Source organism: Bdellovibrio sp. BIS2 (genome assembly GCF_055398295.1).
Map to the genome: position 1 here is coordinate 1,728,562 of NZ_AP035879.1, position 14,189 is coordinate 1,742,750.

General features: G+C 52.0%; 12 protein-coding genes and 1 rRNA gene. 10 read left to right on the top strand and 3 right to left on the bottom strand.

The annotated features are described in order from the left end of the window. The first annotated feature begins 85 nt into the window (after positions 1 to 85). From rrf to ACZ520_RS08265, 3 genes are all read left to right on the top strand, one after another. Positions 86 to 202, top strand: a 5S ribosomal RNA gene (rrf, locus tag ACZ520_RS08255). Positions 203 to 797: 595 nt separating this feature from the next. Beyond that, positions 798 to 1,235 carry a DMT family transporter gene (locus tag ACZ520_RS08260; protein ID WP_088565420.1) on the top strand — a complete coding sequence of 146 codons (438 nt, stop codon included), beginning with the start codon at positions 798 to 800 and terminating at the stop codon, positions 1,233 to 1,235. Between the two features lie 226 nt (positions 1,236 to 1,461). After that, positions 1,462 to 2,226 (top strand): tail fiber protein, encoded by a 765-nt coding sequence (locus ACZ520_RS08265; protein WP_417869432.1) that lies wholly within the window; start codon positions 1,462 to 1,464, stop codon positions 2,224 to 2,226. An 82-nt stretch (positions 2,227 to 2,308) separates the two neighbouring features. On the opposite strand, the gene ACZ520_RS08270 is transcribed toward ACZ520_RS08265, so the two are convergent. Then, a complete protein-coding gene (locus ACZ520_RS08270) occupies positions 2,309 to 2,920 on the bottom strand; it encodes an NADPH-dependent FMN reductase (RefSeq protein WP_464128069.1) in 612 nt (203 codons plus the stop codon). A gap of 173 nt (positions 2,921 to 3,093) precedes the next feature. Between ACZ520_RS08270 and kdpA the strand changes: the two genes are divergently transcribed. From kdpA to ACZ520_RS08295, 5 genes are read left to right on the top strand one after another with little or no spacing between them, the layout of a single operon-like run. Continuing rightward, a complete protein-coding gene (gene kdpA / locus ACZ520_RS08275) occupies positions 3,094 to 4,785 on the top strand; it encodes a potassium-transporting ATPase subunit KdpA (RefSeq protein ID WP_374032788.1) in 1,692 nt (563 codons plus the stop codon). 9 nt (positions 4,786 to 4,794) lie between these two features. Then, the gene (gene kdpB, locus ACZ520_RS08280) at positions 4,795 to 6,876 is read left to right on the top strand and encodes a potassium-transporting ATPase subunit KdpB (RefSeq protein WP_464128072.1); all 2,082 of its coding nucleotides are present in this window, start codon (positions 4,795 to 4,797) and stop codon (positions 6,874 to 6,876) included. 2 nt (positions 6,877 to 6,878) lie between these two features. Then, positions 6,879 to 7,418 (top strand): potassium-transporting ATPase subunit KdpC, encoded by a 540-nt coding sequence (gene kdpC, locus ACZ520_RS08285; protein WP_464128075.1) that lies wholly within the window; start codon positions 6,879 to 6,881, stop codon positions 7,416 to 7,418. Then, positions 7,415 to 10,096, top strand: coding sequence for an ATP-binding protein (locus ACZ520_RS08290; protein ID WP_464128078.1), 2,682 nt, complete (start codon positions 7,415 to 7,417; stop codon positions 10,094 to 10,096). The genes kdpC and ACZ520_RS08290 overlap by 4 nt, the downstream gene beginning before the upstream one ends. Then, entirely contained in the window at positions 10,093 to 10,785 is a 693-nt protein-coding gene (locus tag ACZ520_RS08295) for a response regulator (RefSeq protein ID WP_464128081.1), read from the top strand. The genes ACZ520_RS08290 and ACZ520_RS08295 overlap by 4 nt, the downstream gene beginning before the upstream one ends. A 4-nt stretch (positions 10,786 to 10,789) precedes the next feature. On the opposite strand, the gene ACZ520_RS08300 is transcribed toward ACZ520_RS08295, so the two are convergent. Beyond that, complete coding sequence (locus ACZ520_RS08300; RefSeq protein ID WP_088565417.1) at positions 10,790 to 11,431, bottom strand: chalcone isomerase family protein; 642 nt, start codon at positions 11,429 to 11,431, stop codon at positions 10,790 to 10,792. A 111-nt stretch (positions 11,432 to 11,542) separates the two neighbouring features. On the opposite strand from ACZ520_RS08300, the gene ACZ520_RS08305 reads away from it, so the two are divergent. Then, positions 11,543 to 12,916: an HD domain-containing phosphohydrolase gene (locus ACZ520_RS08305; protein WP_464128085.1), complete on the top strand. Its 1,374-nt coding sequence runs from the start codon at positions 11,543 to 11,545 to the stop codon at positions 12,914 to 12,916. Here ACZ520_RS08305 and ACZ520_RS08310 read toward each other — a convergent pair. Further along, complete coding sequence (locus ACZ520_RS08310; RefSeq protein ID WP_464128088.1) at positions 12,913 to 13,542, bottom strand: L,D-transpeptidase family protein; 630 nt, start codon at positions 13,540 to 13,542, stop codon at positions 12,913 to 12,915. The two genes, ACZ520_RS08305 and ACZ520_RS08310, sit on opposite strands and share 4 nt — an antisense overlap. Before the next feature lie 146 nt (positions 13,543 to 13,688). On the opposite strand from ACZ520_RS08310, the gene ACZ520_RS08315 reads away from it, so the two are divergent. Further along, entirely contained in the window at positions 13,689 to 14,177 is a 489-nt protein-coding gene (locus tag ACZ520_RS08315; RefSeq protein WP_088565414.1) for an organic solvent tolerance protein, read from the top strand. Positions 14,178 to 14,189: the final 12 nt, after the last annotated feature.

Below are 14,189 nucleotides of genomic sequence, written 5' to 3' on the forward strand. Positions count from 1 at the left end.
AACTTCTCCATTTGGATTGGAAGTAAGTTGCGCAAAGAACGAAGGTTAGTGTAAGAAGCTAACCACTTTGATTAATAAACGCTTTGCTGGTGTTTATAGCAGAGGGGCCACACCTGATCCCATTCCGAACTCAGAAGTTAAGTCCTCTTGCGGCGATGGTATTGCATGGGCGACCATGTGGGAGAGTAGCACGACGCCAGCTCTATTTTACTTGAACCCGGGTTACGAAAGTAATCCGGGTTTTTTTGTGTCTAAAATCTGGAAGTAGACTGCGGCAAACCCACTTCGTGGACTTCCCTTCGAAATGCTTTCCTGGCATTTCAATGGCCCCTTGAATCTCTTTATCGCCTCAATCAGATGCAAAAGTTTACTGGTGAAGGTGCTTACCAGGGTTGGCGAGTGCGACCGCTGGCGAAGCGGCTCGGATCTTTTCTTTCATTTTCACATCATTCAGAGACGTTGAGCTTGCCCTTTGGAGGTCCTTTTTTGTTTCAAAAGGGGAATTTCTATAAACACAGAAATGTGTAATCAAACAAAATTTGGACTAAAAATATTCGCTGTGTCTCACCACTAAATCCATGAAATGACTGCGTAATCTCATTGGAGTCGAGTCATGAGAGCTTTTTTTAAAGGGCTGTGGTATTCTAGTTATATCAAATACAGGAGCTTTCTCCTGTTCGCTTTTTAAGTCTTTTTTGTCGACTGGTTCAAAAAAAGATCTCTCGGAGGTTCATCCGAGACACGGGGTAAACACAATTTAATACGATAGAAAGGGTCGAGATGCGACAGGGTGTCTTATGGCATACGTGTATCTTGCAGCAGCAATTATATTCGAGGTTTTCGGTACGATCACGATGAAGTACTCAGAGGGGTTTACAAAGGTGCTCCCATCCGTGCTCACAGTAGCATGTCATGGAATCTGCTTTATAAGCCTCACTGTGGCGCTTAAATATCTTCCGGTCAGTAACGTGTATGCGATCTGGGCGGGAGTGGGAACAGCCTTGATGGCATTCCTGGGACTGGTTATTTTCAATGAGCCTTTGCCTCTGCAGAAAGTGGTGGCGACAACATTGATCATTGCTGGTGTCGTTATTTTGAACCTGGGTGAAGGCAAAAAAACCGAAGAGCAAGTAGCCAAGGTTGAAGCCACACACATTGAGCCGATTCCGTCGGCCGTGGTTGTGCCGGTGCCAGCAGCGCCCGTTGCCTCGGCAGCTCCGCGCAACGCGGGTTAGGTTTTTTCAGCAATTACATTCTAAAAAATGCAAAGGAGTGGCGAAGACCACTCCTTTTTTATTTTATGTCGGGGTTTCGGCAGGTGCGGGAATGGCGGCAGAAGGGGCTGTCGGGAAATCGGCAGCAGGGCCTTCAGAAGGATTGTGATGGTTTTGAGACCGTAATTTGACTGGCACCGGCTGTGCAATTCAGTTAGACAATACCAATCATCACAAAGGTGTGTTTATGAAAACAAAATTTCTGACTGTCTCTGGACTTCTTCTTTTGCAACTGGTGTCTTCTGTTTCTTTTGCCTGGAGTGATGTGTTTCGCAATGAGTGTGATCTGGGGGAAGTGAAAGCCTTCGTGTCCACCGTGCAGCCCAATTCTGAGAAGTGGGCCAAGGCGGATGGTCACGTCATTGAATTAATGAGTAACGTCACTTTGTTCTCTCTGTATGGAAATAAATTCGGCGGAGATGGGGTTAGAACCTTTGCTTTTCCTTTGATCAAGGATGTGACGGTCGACGCTCTGACTTTTTCCTATTATGTCTGCACCAAGGGGATTTTTCCGACCACCACGGGCGCCTCCAGTCCGATTTCTTTCATCAAGCAGTATCCACTGGGGATGCGCTATGATTTAAACTACTTCCGTGCTCTGAATGACCAAAGTGGTCTGGCTGATGAGTACAGCGAATACGGCCAGGCCATCTTTGATGATTTGAAATTTGAAGCGCGTGGCGGCTCTGAGGGTGTTCGCTTCCCCCATGTTATTCTGCCTGCCGGAACTGAAAACAATGATGATGGTCACTCCAAACTTTATAACTATGTGGTCGTAGCTGGGGAATGGCCTTCCAGCGAAGCCAACTGTGAAAAGGGCGAGGTTCTGTTTGGTTTGTGGAAGCATGGGGCCCCAGGAAATACCAGGGAGTTTGTTCCCTCAACTCCGATCACGGCTTCTTTGGCTGATGGTCAGTTGAGAACCGCTCCGCGCATCTTTATCTGTCAGTAGTTTTTGTCGAGTTGAATTAAAAAGGGATGTGGTGATCATCCCTTTCGGTTTGTGCGACACAGCCGCGCCTGCTGTCAGAGTTTTAGTTGTGTCGTTCGTGGATTTTTTCATCCACAAACTCGGTGAGCTTTTCAAAGGGAGTTTCTTTTCTTGCTGCAAAGTGGATAAAGTCCGCAATCATAGTCCGTAGCTTTTCAATCTGCTTTTCATCTTTTAACTTCCCCTCTTTATCAAAGGCCTCGTCGGCTTTCGCCACTCCAAAGTATTCGGGATAAACATAGGACTTGAGCACATGCAATGGCACTCGGGCGTGCAGGTTGCCGCGCACGGCCCCCAAGGCACCCGGGGATGCCCCCAGCAGCAGAATGTGCTTTTTTTCGAGGGGCACAGGTTTTAATCGCGACAGCCAGTCGATGGCGTTTTTAAAGGTGCCCGGAATGCTGCCATTGTACTCGGGGCTTGAAATGATAATGGCGTCAGCTTCGCTGAACTTCGTTCCCAGCTCTTTGGCGCCTTGAGGGACACCTTTGGAGGTTTCAAGGTCTGCATCGTACATGGGTAAAGGGAACTCATTGAATTCACAAAGGTCCACTTCACAAAAAGGCAGATCCTGAACCATCTCGGCCGCCACGCGAATAAGTTTTTTGTTGTACGAGCCCTGGCGCAAAGACGCCGCGAACATAAAGACCTTCATTTGGCACCTCGCTGACCAAAGCAGTGTCTCATTCTGTCCAGTGGGGGCCGACGAAATTGCGAAGAATGTTCCAAAATACAGATTTTTACTTTTTCTTTATGCGAACCGGAGCCGATTTTATGCGGTCTTGAGGCGGGAACTTCTAAATTGTTGTCATGCAAAGGACAGTGATTATGGAATTTAGTTCTGCGGATCTGCTTCAGATCCTTCTTACATTGAGTGTTATCACCCTGGCCACACCGATTCTGGGCCATTACATGGCGAAGGTCTTTCAAGGGGAAAGAAATTGGCTGACGCCGGTGCTTCTTCCGCTGGAGCGCCTGACTTATCGACTGGCCGGAGTCCGGGCCGAAGAGGAGATGAACTGGAAGGATTATTCCCTGGCCTTGTTGTGGTTCAATCTGCTGGGCTTGGTTGCCGTGGGGTTACTGCAACTGTTGCAGGGTGTATTGCCGCTGAATCCTCAGGGGTTTGCCGGTACCAGTTGGCATCTGGCTTTGAATACGGCCGTGAGTTTCGTCACCAATACCAACTGGCAGTCATACTCGGGTGAAAGCACTCTGAGCTATCTGACTCAAATGCTGGGATTGGGAGTGCAAAACTTTGTCAGTGCGGCGACGGGCTTTGCTGTTTTTCTCGCATTCACGCGCGGAATCGCGCGCAAGCAGGTGTCGGGCCTGGGAAATTTCTGGGTCGATCTGACCCGTTCGACCCTTTATGTTTTGCTGCCACTTTCTTTTGTTCTGGCAGTGGTCCTGGTTGGTGAGGGAGTGGTGCAGAACTTCTCCCCGTATGTCAAAGTGACGACGCTCGAGGGAGCCGAGCAAATCCTTCCTCAGGGGCCGGCGGCTTCGCAGATCGCGATCAAGCAGCTGGGTTCCAATGGCGGTGGATTCTATGGCCTGAACAGTGCCCACCCCTATGAAAATCCAACTCCTTGGAGCAACTTCCTGCAGATGATTTCTTTGGTTTTACTGGCGGCCGCCTGCACCAGTGTTTTCGGGGTGATGGTGGGATCGCGACGTCAGGGGTGGGTTCTGTTTTCCGCCATGATGGCCATGCTGGTGGTTATGCTAAGTCTTTCACTGTGGTCTGAATATACTCCGAATGCCACCATCGGCCAGCCAGTCATGATGGAGGGAAAAGAGACCCGTTTTGGTGTCACCAACAGCGTTCTGTGGTCGGTGCTGACGACGTCGGCCTCCAATGGCTCCGTCAATGCCATGCACAGTTCCCTGTCGCCTCTTTCCGGGGGGATTGCCATGGTCAACATGATGTTGGGAGAGGTGATCTTCGGCGGAGTGGGAGCGGGCATGTATGGGATGCTTTTGTTTGTCATTCTGACGGTGTTCATCTCGGGTCTGATGGTGGGCCGGACCCCCGAATATCTGGGTAAAAAAATTGAGGCCCGCGAGATTGTTTGGGTGGTGGTCGGAGTGCTTGCACCGTGTGTGAGCATCCTGGTGTTCAGTGCGCTGGCTTTGCGTTTGCCCGCAGGACTTGCCGGGTTGGGGCACCAGGGACCTCATGGTCTGAGTGAGGTTTTGTACGCTTTCACTTCCACGGCGGCCAATAACGGCAGCGCCTTTGGCAGTCTGACTGTGAATACACCTTTTTATAATGTGCTTTTGAGTCTGGCGATGCTGATCGGTCGTTTTGCCATCATTTTTCCGGTGCTGATTGTGGCTGGAAGTCTTGCGGGGAAGAAAACAGCACCCGTGGGGCCCGGCACCTTCCGCACGGACAGTGCTTTGTTTGCGGCAGTTTTGATCGCGGTGATCTTTATCGTCGGTGCGCTGACGTTCTTCCCGGCACTGTCATTGGGGCCGGTTCTTGAGCATCTTTTGATGATGCGTGGATTTTAGGAGTACTTTATGAATTCAACTTCAACATTTTCCGACAAAAATATTTTGAAGCAGGCGTTGGCTGAGAGCTTTGTCAAACTGGATCCGCGGGTGCAGTGGAAGAATCCTGTGATGTTTATCACCTGGCTTGGTGCCGTGGTTGTGACGGGGGTGACCTTTGGGCGCGCCGGTCAGGGGGAAAGCTTTGTTTTTGAAATGCAGATTGCTTTGTGGTTGTGGTTCACGGTTTTGTTCGCGAACTTTTCCGAGGCTCTGGCTGAGGGACGTGGCAAAGCCCAGGCCGATGCCATGAAAAAGACCCGTGCGCACACGATGGCCCGCCGGATTCAAAATGGCCGGGAAGAGTCCGTGGCCTCTGTGGGCCTGCGTAAAGGTGATGTCGTGGTTTGTGAAACCGGAGACGTGATACCCGGGGACGGAGAGGTTCTGGACGGTATTGCCACCGTGGATGAATCCGCAATAACCGGGGAGTCCGCGCCGGTGGTGCGTGAAGCCGGTGGTGATCGCAGTGCTGTGACCGGTGGCACCCGGGTGATCAGTGACCGGATTATGGTGCGTATCACGGCAGATCCGGGCTCCAGCTTTCTGGATCGGATGATCAGTCTGGTCGAGGGGGCGAAGCGCCAGAGAACTCCCAATGAAATTGCTTTGGGAATTTTGCTGGTTGCCCTGACTGGAGTCTTTATTCTGGCCGTGGTCACGCTGAAGTTTTTTGCTGACTTTGCTGCTGAAGGTGCGGGTCAGAATCTTTCCGGAGTGGTGACACTGCCGGTATTGATTGCCTTGATTGTGTGTCTGATCCCGACCACCATCGGCGGGCTTTTAAGCGCCATTGGTATCAGTGGGATGGATCGTCTGATTCGCAAGAATGTCATTGCCAAAAGTGGCCGGGCGGTTGAGGCCGCCGGGGATATCGATGTTCTGATGCTGGATAAAACGGGCACGATCACGCTGGGAAATCGGATGGCAAGTGAGTTTTTTCCCGCACCGGGAGTCAGTGCTCAAGCATTGGCAGAGGTTTCTCAGTTGGCGTCCCTCAGTGATGAAACTCCGGAAGGCCGGTCGATTGTGGTGCTGGCAAAGCAGTTGTTCTCTTTGCGGGCGACAAGCCTTGATCCGCATCACGCGGTGTTTGTTCCATTCACGGCTCAGACGCGCATGAGCGGTGTGGATATCAAATATCCTCAGGGTGTTCGGATCTTAAGAAAGGGAGCAGGGGATTCCGTTCGCAAGCATGTGGAATCCCAGCAGGGGCATTTCCCTCTGGAAGTGCAGGCGACTGTTGAGGCGGTCGCTCGCCAGGGGGGGACTCCGCTGGTTGTCAGTGAGGGAAACCGTGTGATGGGGGTTATCTTCCTTAAGGATATTGTTAAAGGCGGCATCCGCGAGCGTTTTGCGGAGCTTCGTCGCATGGGTATTCGCACGGTGATGGTCACCGGGGACAATCCGCTGACAGCGGCGGCCATCGCGGCCGAAGCCGGGGTGGATGATTACATGGCTCAGGCCACCCCGGAAATGAAACTGCAGCGGATCCGCGAAGAACAGCAAAAAGGGCATTTGGTTGCGATGACCGGGGACGGAACAAACGATGCTCCGGCTCTGGCCCAGGCGGATGTCGGTGTGGCGATGAACACCGGAACACAGGCGGCGAGAGAAGCGGGGAACATGGTGGATCTGGATTCAAATCCGACAAAGCTGATTGAAATTGTGGAAACGGGCAAACAACTGCTGATGACCCGTGGGTCCTTAACAACCTTCAGTATCGCCAATGACATTGCCAAGTATTTTGCCATCATCCCGGCACTGTTTGGCGGACTGTATGCCCTGCAGGGACAAGAGGGTCCTTTGGCGGCGCTGAATGTGATGGGACTTTCATCCCCGCAAAGTGCAGTGTTGAGTGCGGTGATCTTTAATGCCCTGATTATCGTTGTGTTGATTCCGCTGGCGTTGAAGGGTGTGAAGTATCGCGCTATGGGAGCAAATAAAATCCTGCAGAGAAATCTGCTGGTGTACGGCGGTGGCGGTATTCTGGTGCCGTTTGCGGGAATTAAACTTATTGATTGGCTGATTGTTGGATTGGGGTTGGTGTAGTCATGAAAAATTTTATTGTCGCCGTGAAGATGTTTTTGTTCATGAGTTTGCTGACCGGGATTTTATATCCTTTGGCGGTCACCGTGGTGGGGCAGGGACTGTTTGCCAAAAAGGCGGCAGGCTCTTTGATTGAAAAAGACGGTGTGCTTGTGGGGTCGGAGTTGATCGCGCAGAGGTTTGTCAGTGATAAATACTTCTGGCCAAGACCCTCAGCCGGGGACTATGCGACGGTGGCGTCCGGGGCCTCCAATGTGGCTCCGACCAGCGTGGTACTGAAGAAAGCGGTGGCAGAGCGGCAGGCACACGGGTTGAGCGGAGAAATGCTGTTTGCATCAGGCAGTGGATTGGATCCGCATATTTCGCCGGAGGCTGCCAAAGATCAGATGCGCCGCATTGTTGCGGCTCGCACCTTGTCAGCAGAAAAGACAGCGCTGGTTGATCGTCTTATCCAGGAGTACACTGAGGACCGTCAAGGAGGCCTCCTGGGTGAGAAACGAGTCAATGTCTTAAGACTCAACTTGGCCTTGGATAAAAATCTATGAGCGACGAACATCGACCTGATCCGGATCGGATTTTAGAAAGTCTGAAAAAGGAATCCGGCAAACAAGAGCGAGGGCACTTTCGTGTTTTCTTCGGCATGTGCCCCGGAGTCGGTAAGACCTATGCCATGCTGAAGGCTGCGCAGGAACAAATCCGTCAGGGGGCGGATCTTGTCGTTGGTGTTGTTGAAACCCATGGCCGTCGTGAAACTGAAGAGCTTCTTGCCGATCTTGCGGTTGTACCCCGAAAAGCCATCCAATACAAAGACACAGTCCTTCTTGAAATGGATCTGGATGCGATTTTACAACGCCGACCGGCTGTTGTGCTGGTGGATGAATTGGCGCACACCAATGCTCCCGGCTCGCGGCATCCCAAACGTTATCAGGATGTGATCGAGATTTTGGAGGCTGGCATTGATGTGTATTCCACGGTCAATGTTCAGCACCTGGAAAGCCGTGCGGATCTGGTTCAGCAGATCACCGGAGTGAGAGTTCAGGAACGCATTCCGGATTCGATTCTGGATCTGGCTTCGCAGATAGAGCTGGTGGATATGACGGCTCAAGGTCTTTTAAAGCGCATGAAAGAGGGGAAAGTCTATCAGGGGGATCGGGCGGTTCGAGCTGAAGAAAACTTTTTCCGCGAGGCTCATCTGACGGCTTTGCGTGAGCTGGCTTTGCGCTATACGGCCGAACGGGTCGATCAGGATCTGCAGAACCAGATGGTGGTGCAGCAGATTCAAGGGCCGTGGAACACGCAGGAAAGACTGCTGGTGGCTGTCAGTCACAGTCCTTTTTCCGGACGTCTGATCCGGGCCACCCGGCGGATGGCGGCGGGGCTGGAAGCTCCGTGGATCGCCTTGCATGTCGACACCGGCGAAATTTTGTCTGATGAAGACAAAAGCATGTTGCTGAAGAATCTGTCCCTGGCTCGGGAACTGGGGGCGGAGGTGGTCTCGGTGCGCGGTTCTGCCATTGCTGAATCCATCCACCAGGTATCGCATGAGCGAAACATCACACAGATCGTGATGGGGCGACCGGAGCGCCGGTGGTGGGAGCGTCTTTCCGGGCAGGGGTCCTTACTGGATCAGCTGGTCCGCAAAAGCAGTGCCGTGGATGTGCACATCATTCGTCAGGAGGAAGTGCGCCGCACCTCCCGTTGGAGGTGGGTGCCGCCGGGCTTTGATGCGGGCGCAGCTGCTTATTGGAATACCTTCTGGTTTGTGATGGGTGTCAGTTTTGTCAGCCGGCTTTTGCTGCCTTTGATTGGTTATCGTGCGGTGGGTTTTGTCTTTTTGATCGCGATGCTTTTAACCGGCCTTGTGACCACGCAGGGGCCGATTTTGTTTGCGGCGGGGCTCAGCGCCCTGATCTGGAACTACTTTTTCATTCCCCCGATCATGACATTTGCGATTTCGGCTCCTGAAGATGTGATGATGTGTGTGGCCTATTTTCTGGTGGCATTGGCCAGCGGAGTGCTGGCAGCGCGAATCCGTGCGCGGGATCGTGATCTGGAGGGCCGGGAAAAACGCACGCGTGCTTTGTATGAATTGGTTCGGGAGTTTTCCTCTTCGCTCACTCCGTGGGAGGTTTGCCAAGCGGCTTCGCAGGCCCTTGAGGGCCTTCTGAACGGCAAGGTGAAAATACTGAGAGTTGATAAAGACGGGCGGCTGGAAAGAAAGCCGTACAACGAAAGCCGGCTCGATGAAAAGGATCTGGCGCAGGCACTCTGGACTTTTGAAAATTCAAAAAATGCCGGATGGAGAACCGAGACTCTGTCACAGTCAAGGGCATTAAGTGTGCCGCTGAAAACGAAAGATGCTCTGGCGGGAGTTCTTTTGTTTTATCCGCGGGAAAAAACCGTTCTGTCTTTGGATCAGCAGACGCTGCTTGAAAACATCTGTGCTCAAACGGGTCTGGCTCTGGATCGTCTGCGGCTGCAAAAACAATCCGAACAGGTGAAGGTGCTGGAGGCTTCAGAGTCCCTGCATCAGGCGCTGCTCAATTCTGTTTCCCATGAGCTGCGCACACCTTTGACGGCGATCATTGGATCGGCTTCGGCGGTGCTGGATGAAAAGGTTTCGGAAAGAAAAGATGTCCGGGATCAGCTCGCGCAGGAAATTGTTGATGCCTCCCTGAGATTGAATCAGGTGGTTGAAAATCTGCTGGATATGTCCCGCCTGAATTCCGGCGTCCTTCGCCTGAACAAAGAGTGGGTGGATCTGGAGGATGTGCTTTCGGGTCTTTCCGGGAAGCTGGGGCGTCTGGTGGCGTACCATCGTTTGACAACCGTGAATGAGGCGGGTTCCTGCTTTGTGCAGATTGATGAGAAGCTGTTTTTGCATGTGTTGTTGAATCTGATTGGAAATGCCGCTCGTTATGCTCCGGTGGAATCAGAAATTCAACTGCGGCTGGAGAGGGCTGGGGACCGGGTGGTGTTGCGTGTGCTGGATGAGGGGCCGGGAATACCCCAGGAAAATCTGCAGCGGATCTTTGATGCCTTTTACCGCGTCCCTGGCAGTGTCACGGGGGGCGTGGGACTGGGGCTTGCCATTGTGAAGGCATTGGTTGAAGCTCACGGGGGGCGGGTTTATGCTCAGAACCGTAAGGACATGTCCGGGGCGGAGTTCGTCATTGAGCTTCCTTATGTGAATCCGCCAGTGGAGCTGGAAGGTGTGCAATGAAAGAGGGATTGAGAAAAGTTCTGGTGATTGACGATGAAGCTTCAATCCGTAAACTTTTGCGTGTCAGTCTTGAGGCCAATGGTTATGAGGTGGTCGAGGCCGTCAATGGGCGCGAAGGTCTGGTGGAAACGGCATCACAAAGGCCGGATCTGCTGCTGCTGGATTTGGGGCTTCCGGATATGACCGGCCTGGCGGTGCTGTCTGAAGTTCGCAGCTGGTCGCAGGTGCCGGTGATTGTCCTTACGGTGCAGGACTCTGATCAGGATAAAATTTCAGCCCTTGATGGCGGTGCCGACGACTATGTCACCAAGCCTTTCAGTGTGCCGGAGCTGCTGGTGCGGATGCGAGTGGCATTGCGCCACGCGGGGCAGAGTCTTCAGGAAAAATCAGAGTTGATCAGCGGGCCTGTGCGGGTGGATGTGCCCGGACACACAGTGACCGTGAACGGGGAGCTGGTGAAGCTGACCGTCACAGAGTTTAATATTCTAAAAGTGCTTATCAAAAACAAAGGAAAGGTCGTGACCCATCGGATGCTGCTGAATGAAGTTTGGGGTCCGAACTCGGTGGAGCACACCCACTATCTGCGGGTTTATGTCGGGGGGCTTCGTAAAAAACTTCATGTGCGCGAGGATCTGCCCGAGATCATTGCCACAGAAGCCGGCGTTGGATACCGGCTTTTGGATCTGTAGACTACTACTTTTTAAGGATGGATTTTTTCAAAGAGGCCACGCCATCGTCAGATGGTTTGCCCAGCCAGATGGAGAAGATCTTTTCGATGAATCCCGCCGGGCCTTTGATTTCAGAAACGTTGCCGGAAGTTGTTTCGTAAAGAACAGCCTCAGTGCCGTCTTTCAGTTTGGCACCCAGAACAGTCAGTGCCTTGCCTTCCTTGGCTTCGCCGCCTTTGGAAACAGAATCCAGGAATTGTTTTACAGACGCTTCATCAGAGCTGACGCCATTGGCTTTCAAAGCTTCTTTGAAGGACTTTTGCACGTTGTCTGCATCCACACTGCGCAGGAAGTGCATTTGGATCGCAACGGCCTGCTGATCCTTCAGGGATGTCAAAGCCTCGGCATCGGTTTTTTTGAAAGTTTCAGGGGAGCTTACGAAAAGCTGTCCCACGTATACTTTCACATTCACAAAGACCACTTTTTTTGCGCGAAGGCCGGCACCCACGGAAGTCAGCTTCAGGGATTCAGATTCCACATTGGCGGTGGCGGAAGTGGACAGGGTTACTTTTTCCACTTTTTCGCCGGTTCCTTCCGGAGTCAGCAGGGCCGCCATGGAGTTTACAGACAAAAGAACAGTCGCAAGGGCTGCGATAAGGTGTTTCATACAGGTCCTTTCTCGTATTGGTCCAGATAGGATTGGTTGAGGGGGATTAATTGTCAACCGGGAAAAGTTTTGTTGGCAGCTCCCGTGCGGAAGTTTAGAATTTTTAGAGCAATGACTGACACCCGGACGCAGACCTTATTCAGACAAAAATTGGAACTTCTGATCCTGTCCGGGGATGAGGCGATTTTAAACCGCGCCAAAGAGATCATCTCCCGCCACTTTCTGACTTTCAAACAAATGCCGTACTCTGAGTTGGATAAAGGCTCCCGCATGGACTTGATGCGGGCCCAGATGGTGTTGATGGTGCAGGAGGAAAATGAAGAGCTGTCCTCATTCGCAGGGCGGGTGGATCAGGTCCTGAATCTTTTTCCGCGCTCCAGAATTGTGACCGTTATGGCGGCCTCATTGTCGCGGGAGAATCTGGAAGGAACCCAGAACCAGCGGGTCACGCCGCTTTCTCAAAGTGAGTTCAACCGCACTTTAAAATTTGAATACATTTGTCTTTATCGTTGCCGGGCGCAGTACTTTGAAATTCAGATCGGGGATCTGTTTCCGATGACCACCATGACCTTCCCGGTGTTTGTGCGCATGCCGCTGAATCAGCGTTATCTGGCGGTGGTGTACAGCAACTCGGTCCTGAGTGATGAGCGCTTCCAGCGGGTTGGAAAGGCCGAAAGCACCTACATCCAGAATCGTGACAGTGAAAAATATCTGGATTACATCGCCACCTATTACGACACCTCCGGGCACGGTCTGAAGAAACGCGCCCGTGCGCTTTTTCTGTCGTTGTGCCACGGGGCTTTGCATTTGAACGAAATTCTGCTGTTTGATTTTAAATCTCCCGAACCGGAGACTTTCCGTTCCCGTTATGAGGTTGTGCAAAAAACGGCCTCGGATCTGTTGCAGCTTCTCGGGACCGAAGAGGATCTTTGGGATCTTTTCCGCGAGGTTTTAAAGGGCGAGTTTTATGAACAGTGGCGCGCCCCTTGGATTGCCGTTTATGGCGCCATGATTGCGAAGAAAAGTGGTCAGGGCGATCCATTGACGGTCTTGATGGCGGGCCTGCTGACCGATGTGGGGCTGTTTGATATCGACGATAAAGTCAGTCGCGAGTTTCTGACGTCTGAAAGCAGAACTGTCCGGGAAGAGCAGCAGCGCGAGTTCAGCAACCATCCGATTCTGTCGTTGAACCGCTGTCTGATCAAAGGGCTGCCCCTGTCAGAAGAGATCAAAGCCGTGATGGTCTGCACCCATGAGCGCTTCGATGAGAAGGGCTTTCCGAATCAGGTCCCGGCGGACAAGATTCCGGTAGAGGCTTTTATTTTGCAGTTTGCTGAGAAAATTGATCAGGGTGTTTTGACCACCATGAAAAAAAATGGTGTGGGTTTCCGCTTCCTGAAGGAAAAAATCTGGGAGGCTGAAAACAACTCGGCCGATGCTTTTCCTCCGGCGTTCCTGGCGGCGATTGCAGAATCCCTGCTTTAAGGGCAGATCTCGATCATTCCGCCCAGATCCATGTTGGCGTAAATTTCCTCTATTTCATAATCACGAACGGCCATGCATCCCTTGGTCCAATCGCGCGGATGGCGGATGATTTTGCGTTTCACCCAACTGTTGGGAAGACCATGAATCAAAATGCTGTCGCCAGGATTTTTGATGCCATTTTTTTTGGCCTCCGCAAGATCTTTGGCGTTGGGATAGTTGATGCGAAGACCCAGATGGTATTCACTTTTTTCTTTTTTCAGATCAAAGAAATAACGTCCTTCCGGAGTGCGCTGATCGCCTTCAGTTTTTTTATGTCCTTGCGGGTTTCCACCCAGGGCGACGGCATAAGTGGCAAGCACCTGCCCGTGGCGCATCACATGCAACAGGCGGCGCTTTTTATCCACCAGAACGAAATCCAGCTTTTGTGAAATCGGGGCGTGGTCCCAGCGGGCCTTTTCGGCGAAATCCTTGGTGTGCGGGCACAGGCTGGGAAGTTCGGAGGATTCAAGGCCCACTTCCAGCATGCGGCTTTCATCAGGGCTGAGCATTTCAAACCCATCGCCCTTGATGATGGCAGAAGAAGTCATGGGAGCAAGAATCACAAGTACGAGCCAGAGGAATTTCATGTCCCTGATTTCCCATGAAGGCCGGCTCTGCGCAAGGGGCCTTTTGGCAGCTTTGACACTGTCCGTAAGAAGGAAAATCCTTTGCCCCATTCCCAGCTTTTGCCTTTAATAAGAGGGCTTAAAAAATCGATCACAAGGAGATCAAAGTGCTTAAAAATGTGGCGTTGGCGCTATGCTTGGTAACAGTTATTTTTGCAGCTCAAGGTGAAGCCAAGGAATTGACCAACCGTTTGGGTGTGGGTGTTAAAAGTCACTCTGCTCTGGATCTGGCTCAGTTGGCTGCTGTTTACTATATTGCTCCGGATGTTTCCATCGCGGGCGGCTTGGGTATTGATACTCAGGAAGACTATTCCAAGTTTGCATTCAACGCAGGCATTCGTCGCATCGTTTTCAAAGAAGACAACATGAACTTCTATATGGGTGGTACATTGGGCATCCTGAATAACGAAGTGGCTGGCGACAAAGAATCCGGTTTCGAACTGAATGCGTTGTTCGGTGGTGAATTTTTCTTCACCGGTCTGGATTCCCTGGCGTTTACTTTTGAAGGCGGCGTGGGTGTGATCTCTGGCGACAACGTGCGCTTCAGAACCATCGGTGATGGTCCGTTCAGCGCCGGAATCATTTTCTACTTCTAATCCTCAACCAAT

Coding starts and splice junctions, on each gene's coding strand:
- kdpC (WP_464128075.1), top strand. CDS start 6,879: ATGAAAAATTTTATTGTCGCCGTGAAGATGTTTTTGTTCATGAGTTTG.
- ACZ520_RS08265 (WP_417869432.1), top strand. CDS start 1,462: ATGAAAACAAAATTTCTGACTGTCTCTGGACTTCTTCTTTTGCAACTG.
- ACZ520_RS08290 (WP_464128078.1), top strand. CDS start 7,415: ATGAGCGACGAACATCGACCTGATCCGGATCGGATTTTAGAAAGTCTG.
- ACZ520_RS08300 (WP_088565417.1), bottom strand. CDS start 11,431: ATGAAACACCTTATCGCAGCCCTTGCGACTGTTCTTTTGTCTGTAAAC.
- ACZ520_RS08310 (WP_464128088.1), bottom strand. CDS start 13,542: ATGAAATTCCTCTGGCTCGTACTTGTGATTCTTGCTCCCATGACTTCT.
- ACZ520_RS08270 (WP_464128069.1), bottom strand. CDS start 2,920: ATGAAGGTCTTTATGTTCGCGGCGTCTTTGCGCCAGGGCTCGTACAAC.
- kdpA (WP_374032788.1), top strand. CDS start 3,094: ATGGAATTTAGTTCTGCGGATCTGCTTCAGATCCTTCTTACATTGAGT.
- ACZ520_RS08305 (WP_464128085.1), top strand. CDS start 11,543: ATGACTGACACCCGGACGCAGACCTTATTCAGACAAAAATTGGAACTT.
- ACZ520_RS08295 (WP_464128081.1), top strand. CDS start 10,093: ATGAAAGAGGGATTGAGAAAAGTTCTGGTGATTGACGATGAAGCTTCA.
- kdpB (WP_464128072.1), top strand. CDS start 4,795: ATGAATTCAACTTCAACATTTTCCGACAAAAATATTTTGAAGCAGGCG.
- ACZ520_RS08260 (WP_088565420.1), top strand. CDS start 798: ATGGCATACGTGTATCTTGCAGCAGCAATTATATTCGAGGTTTTCGGT.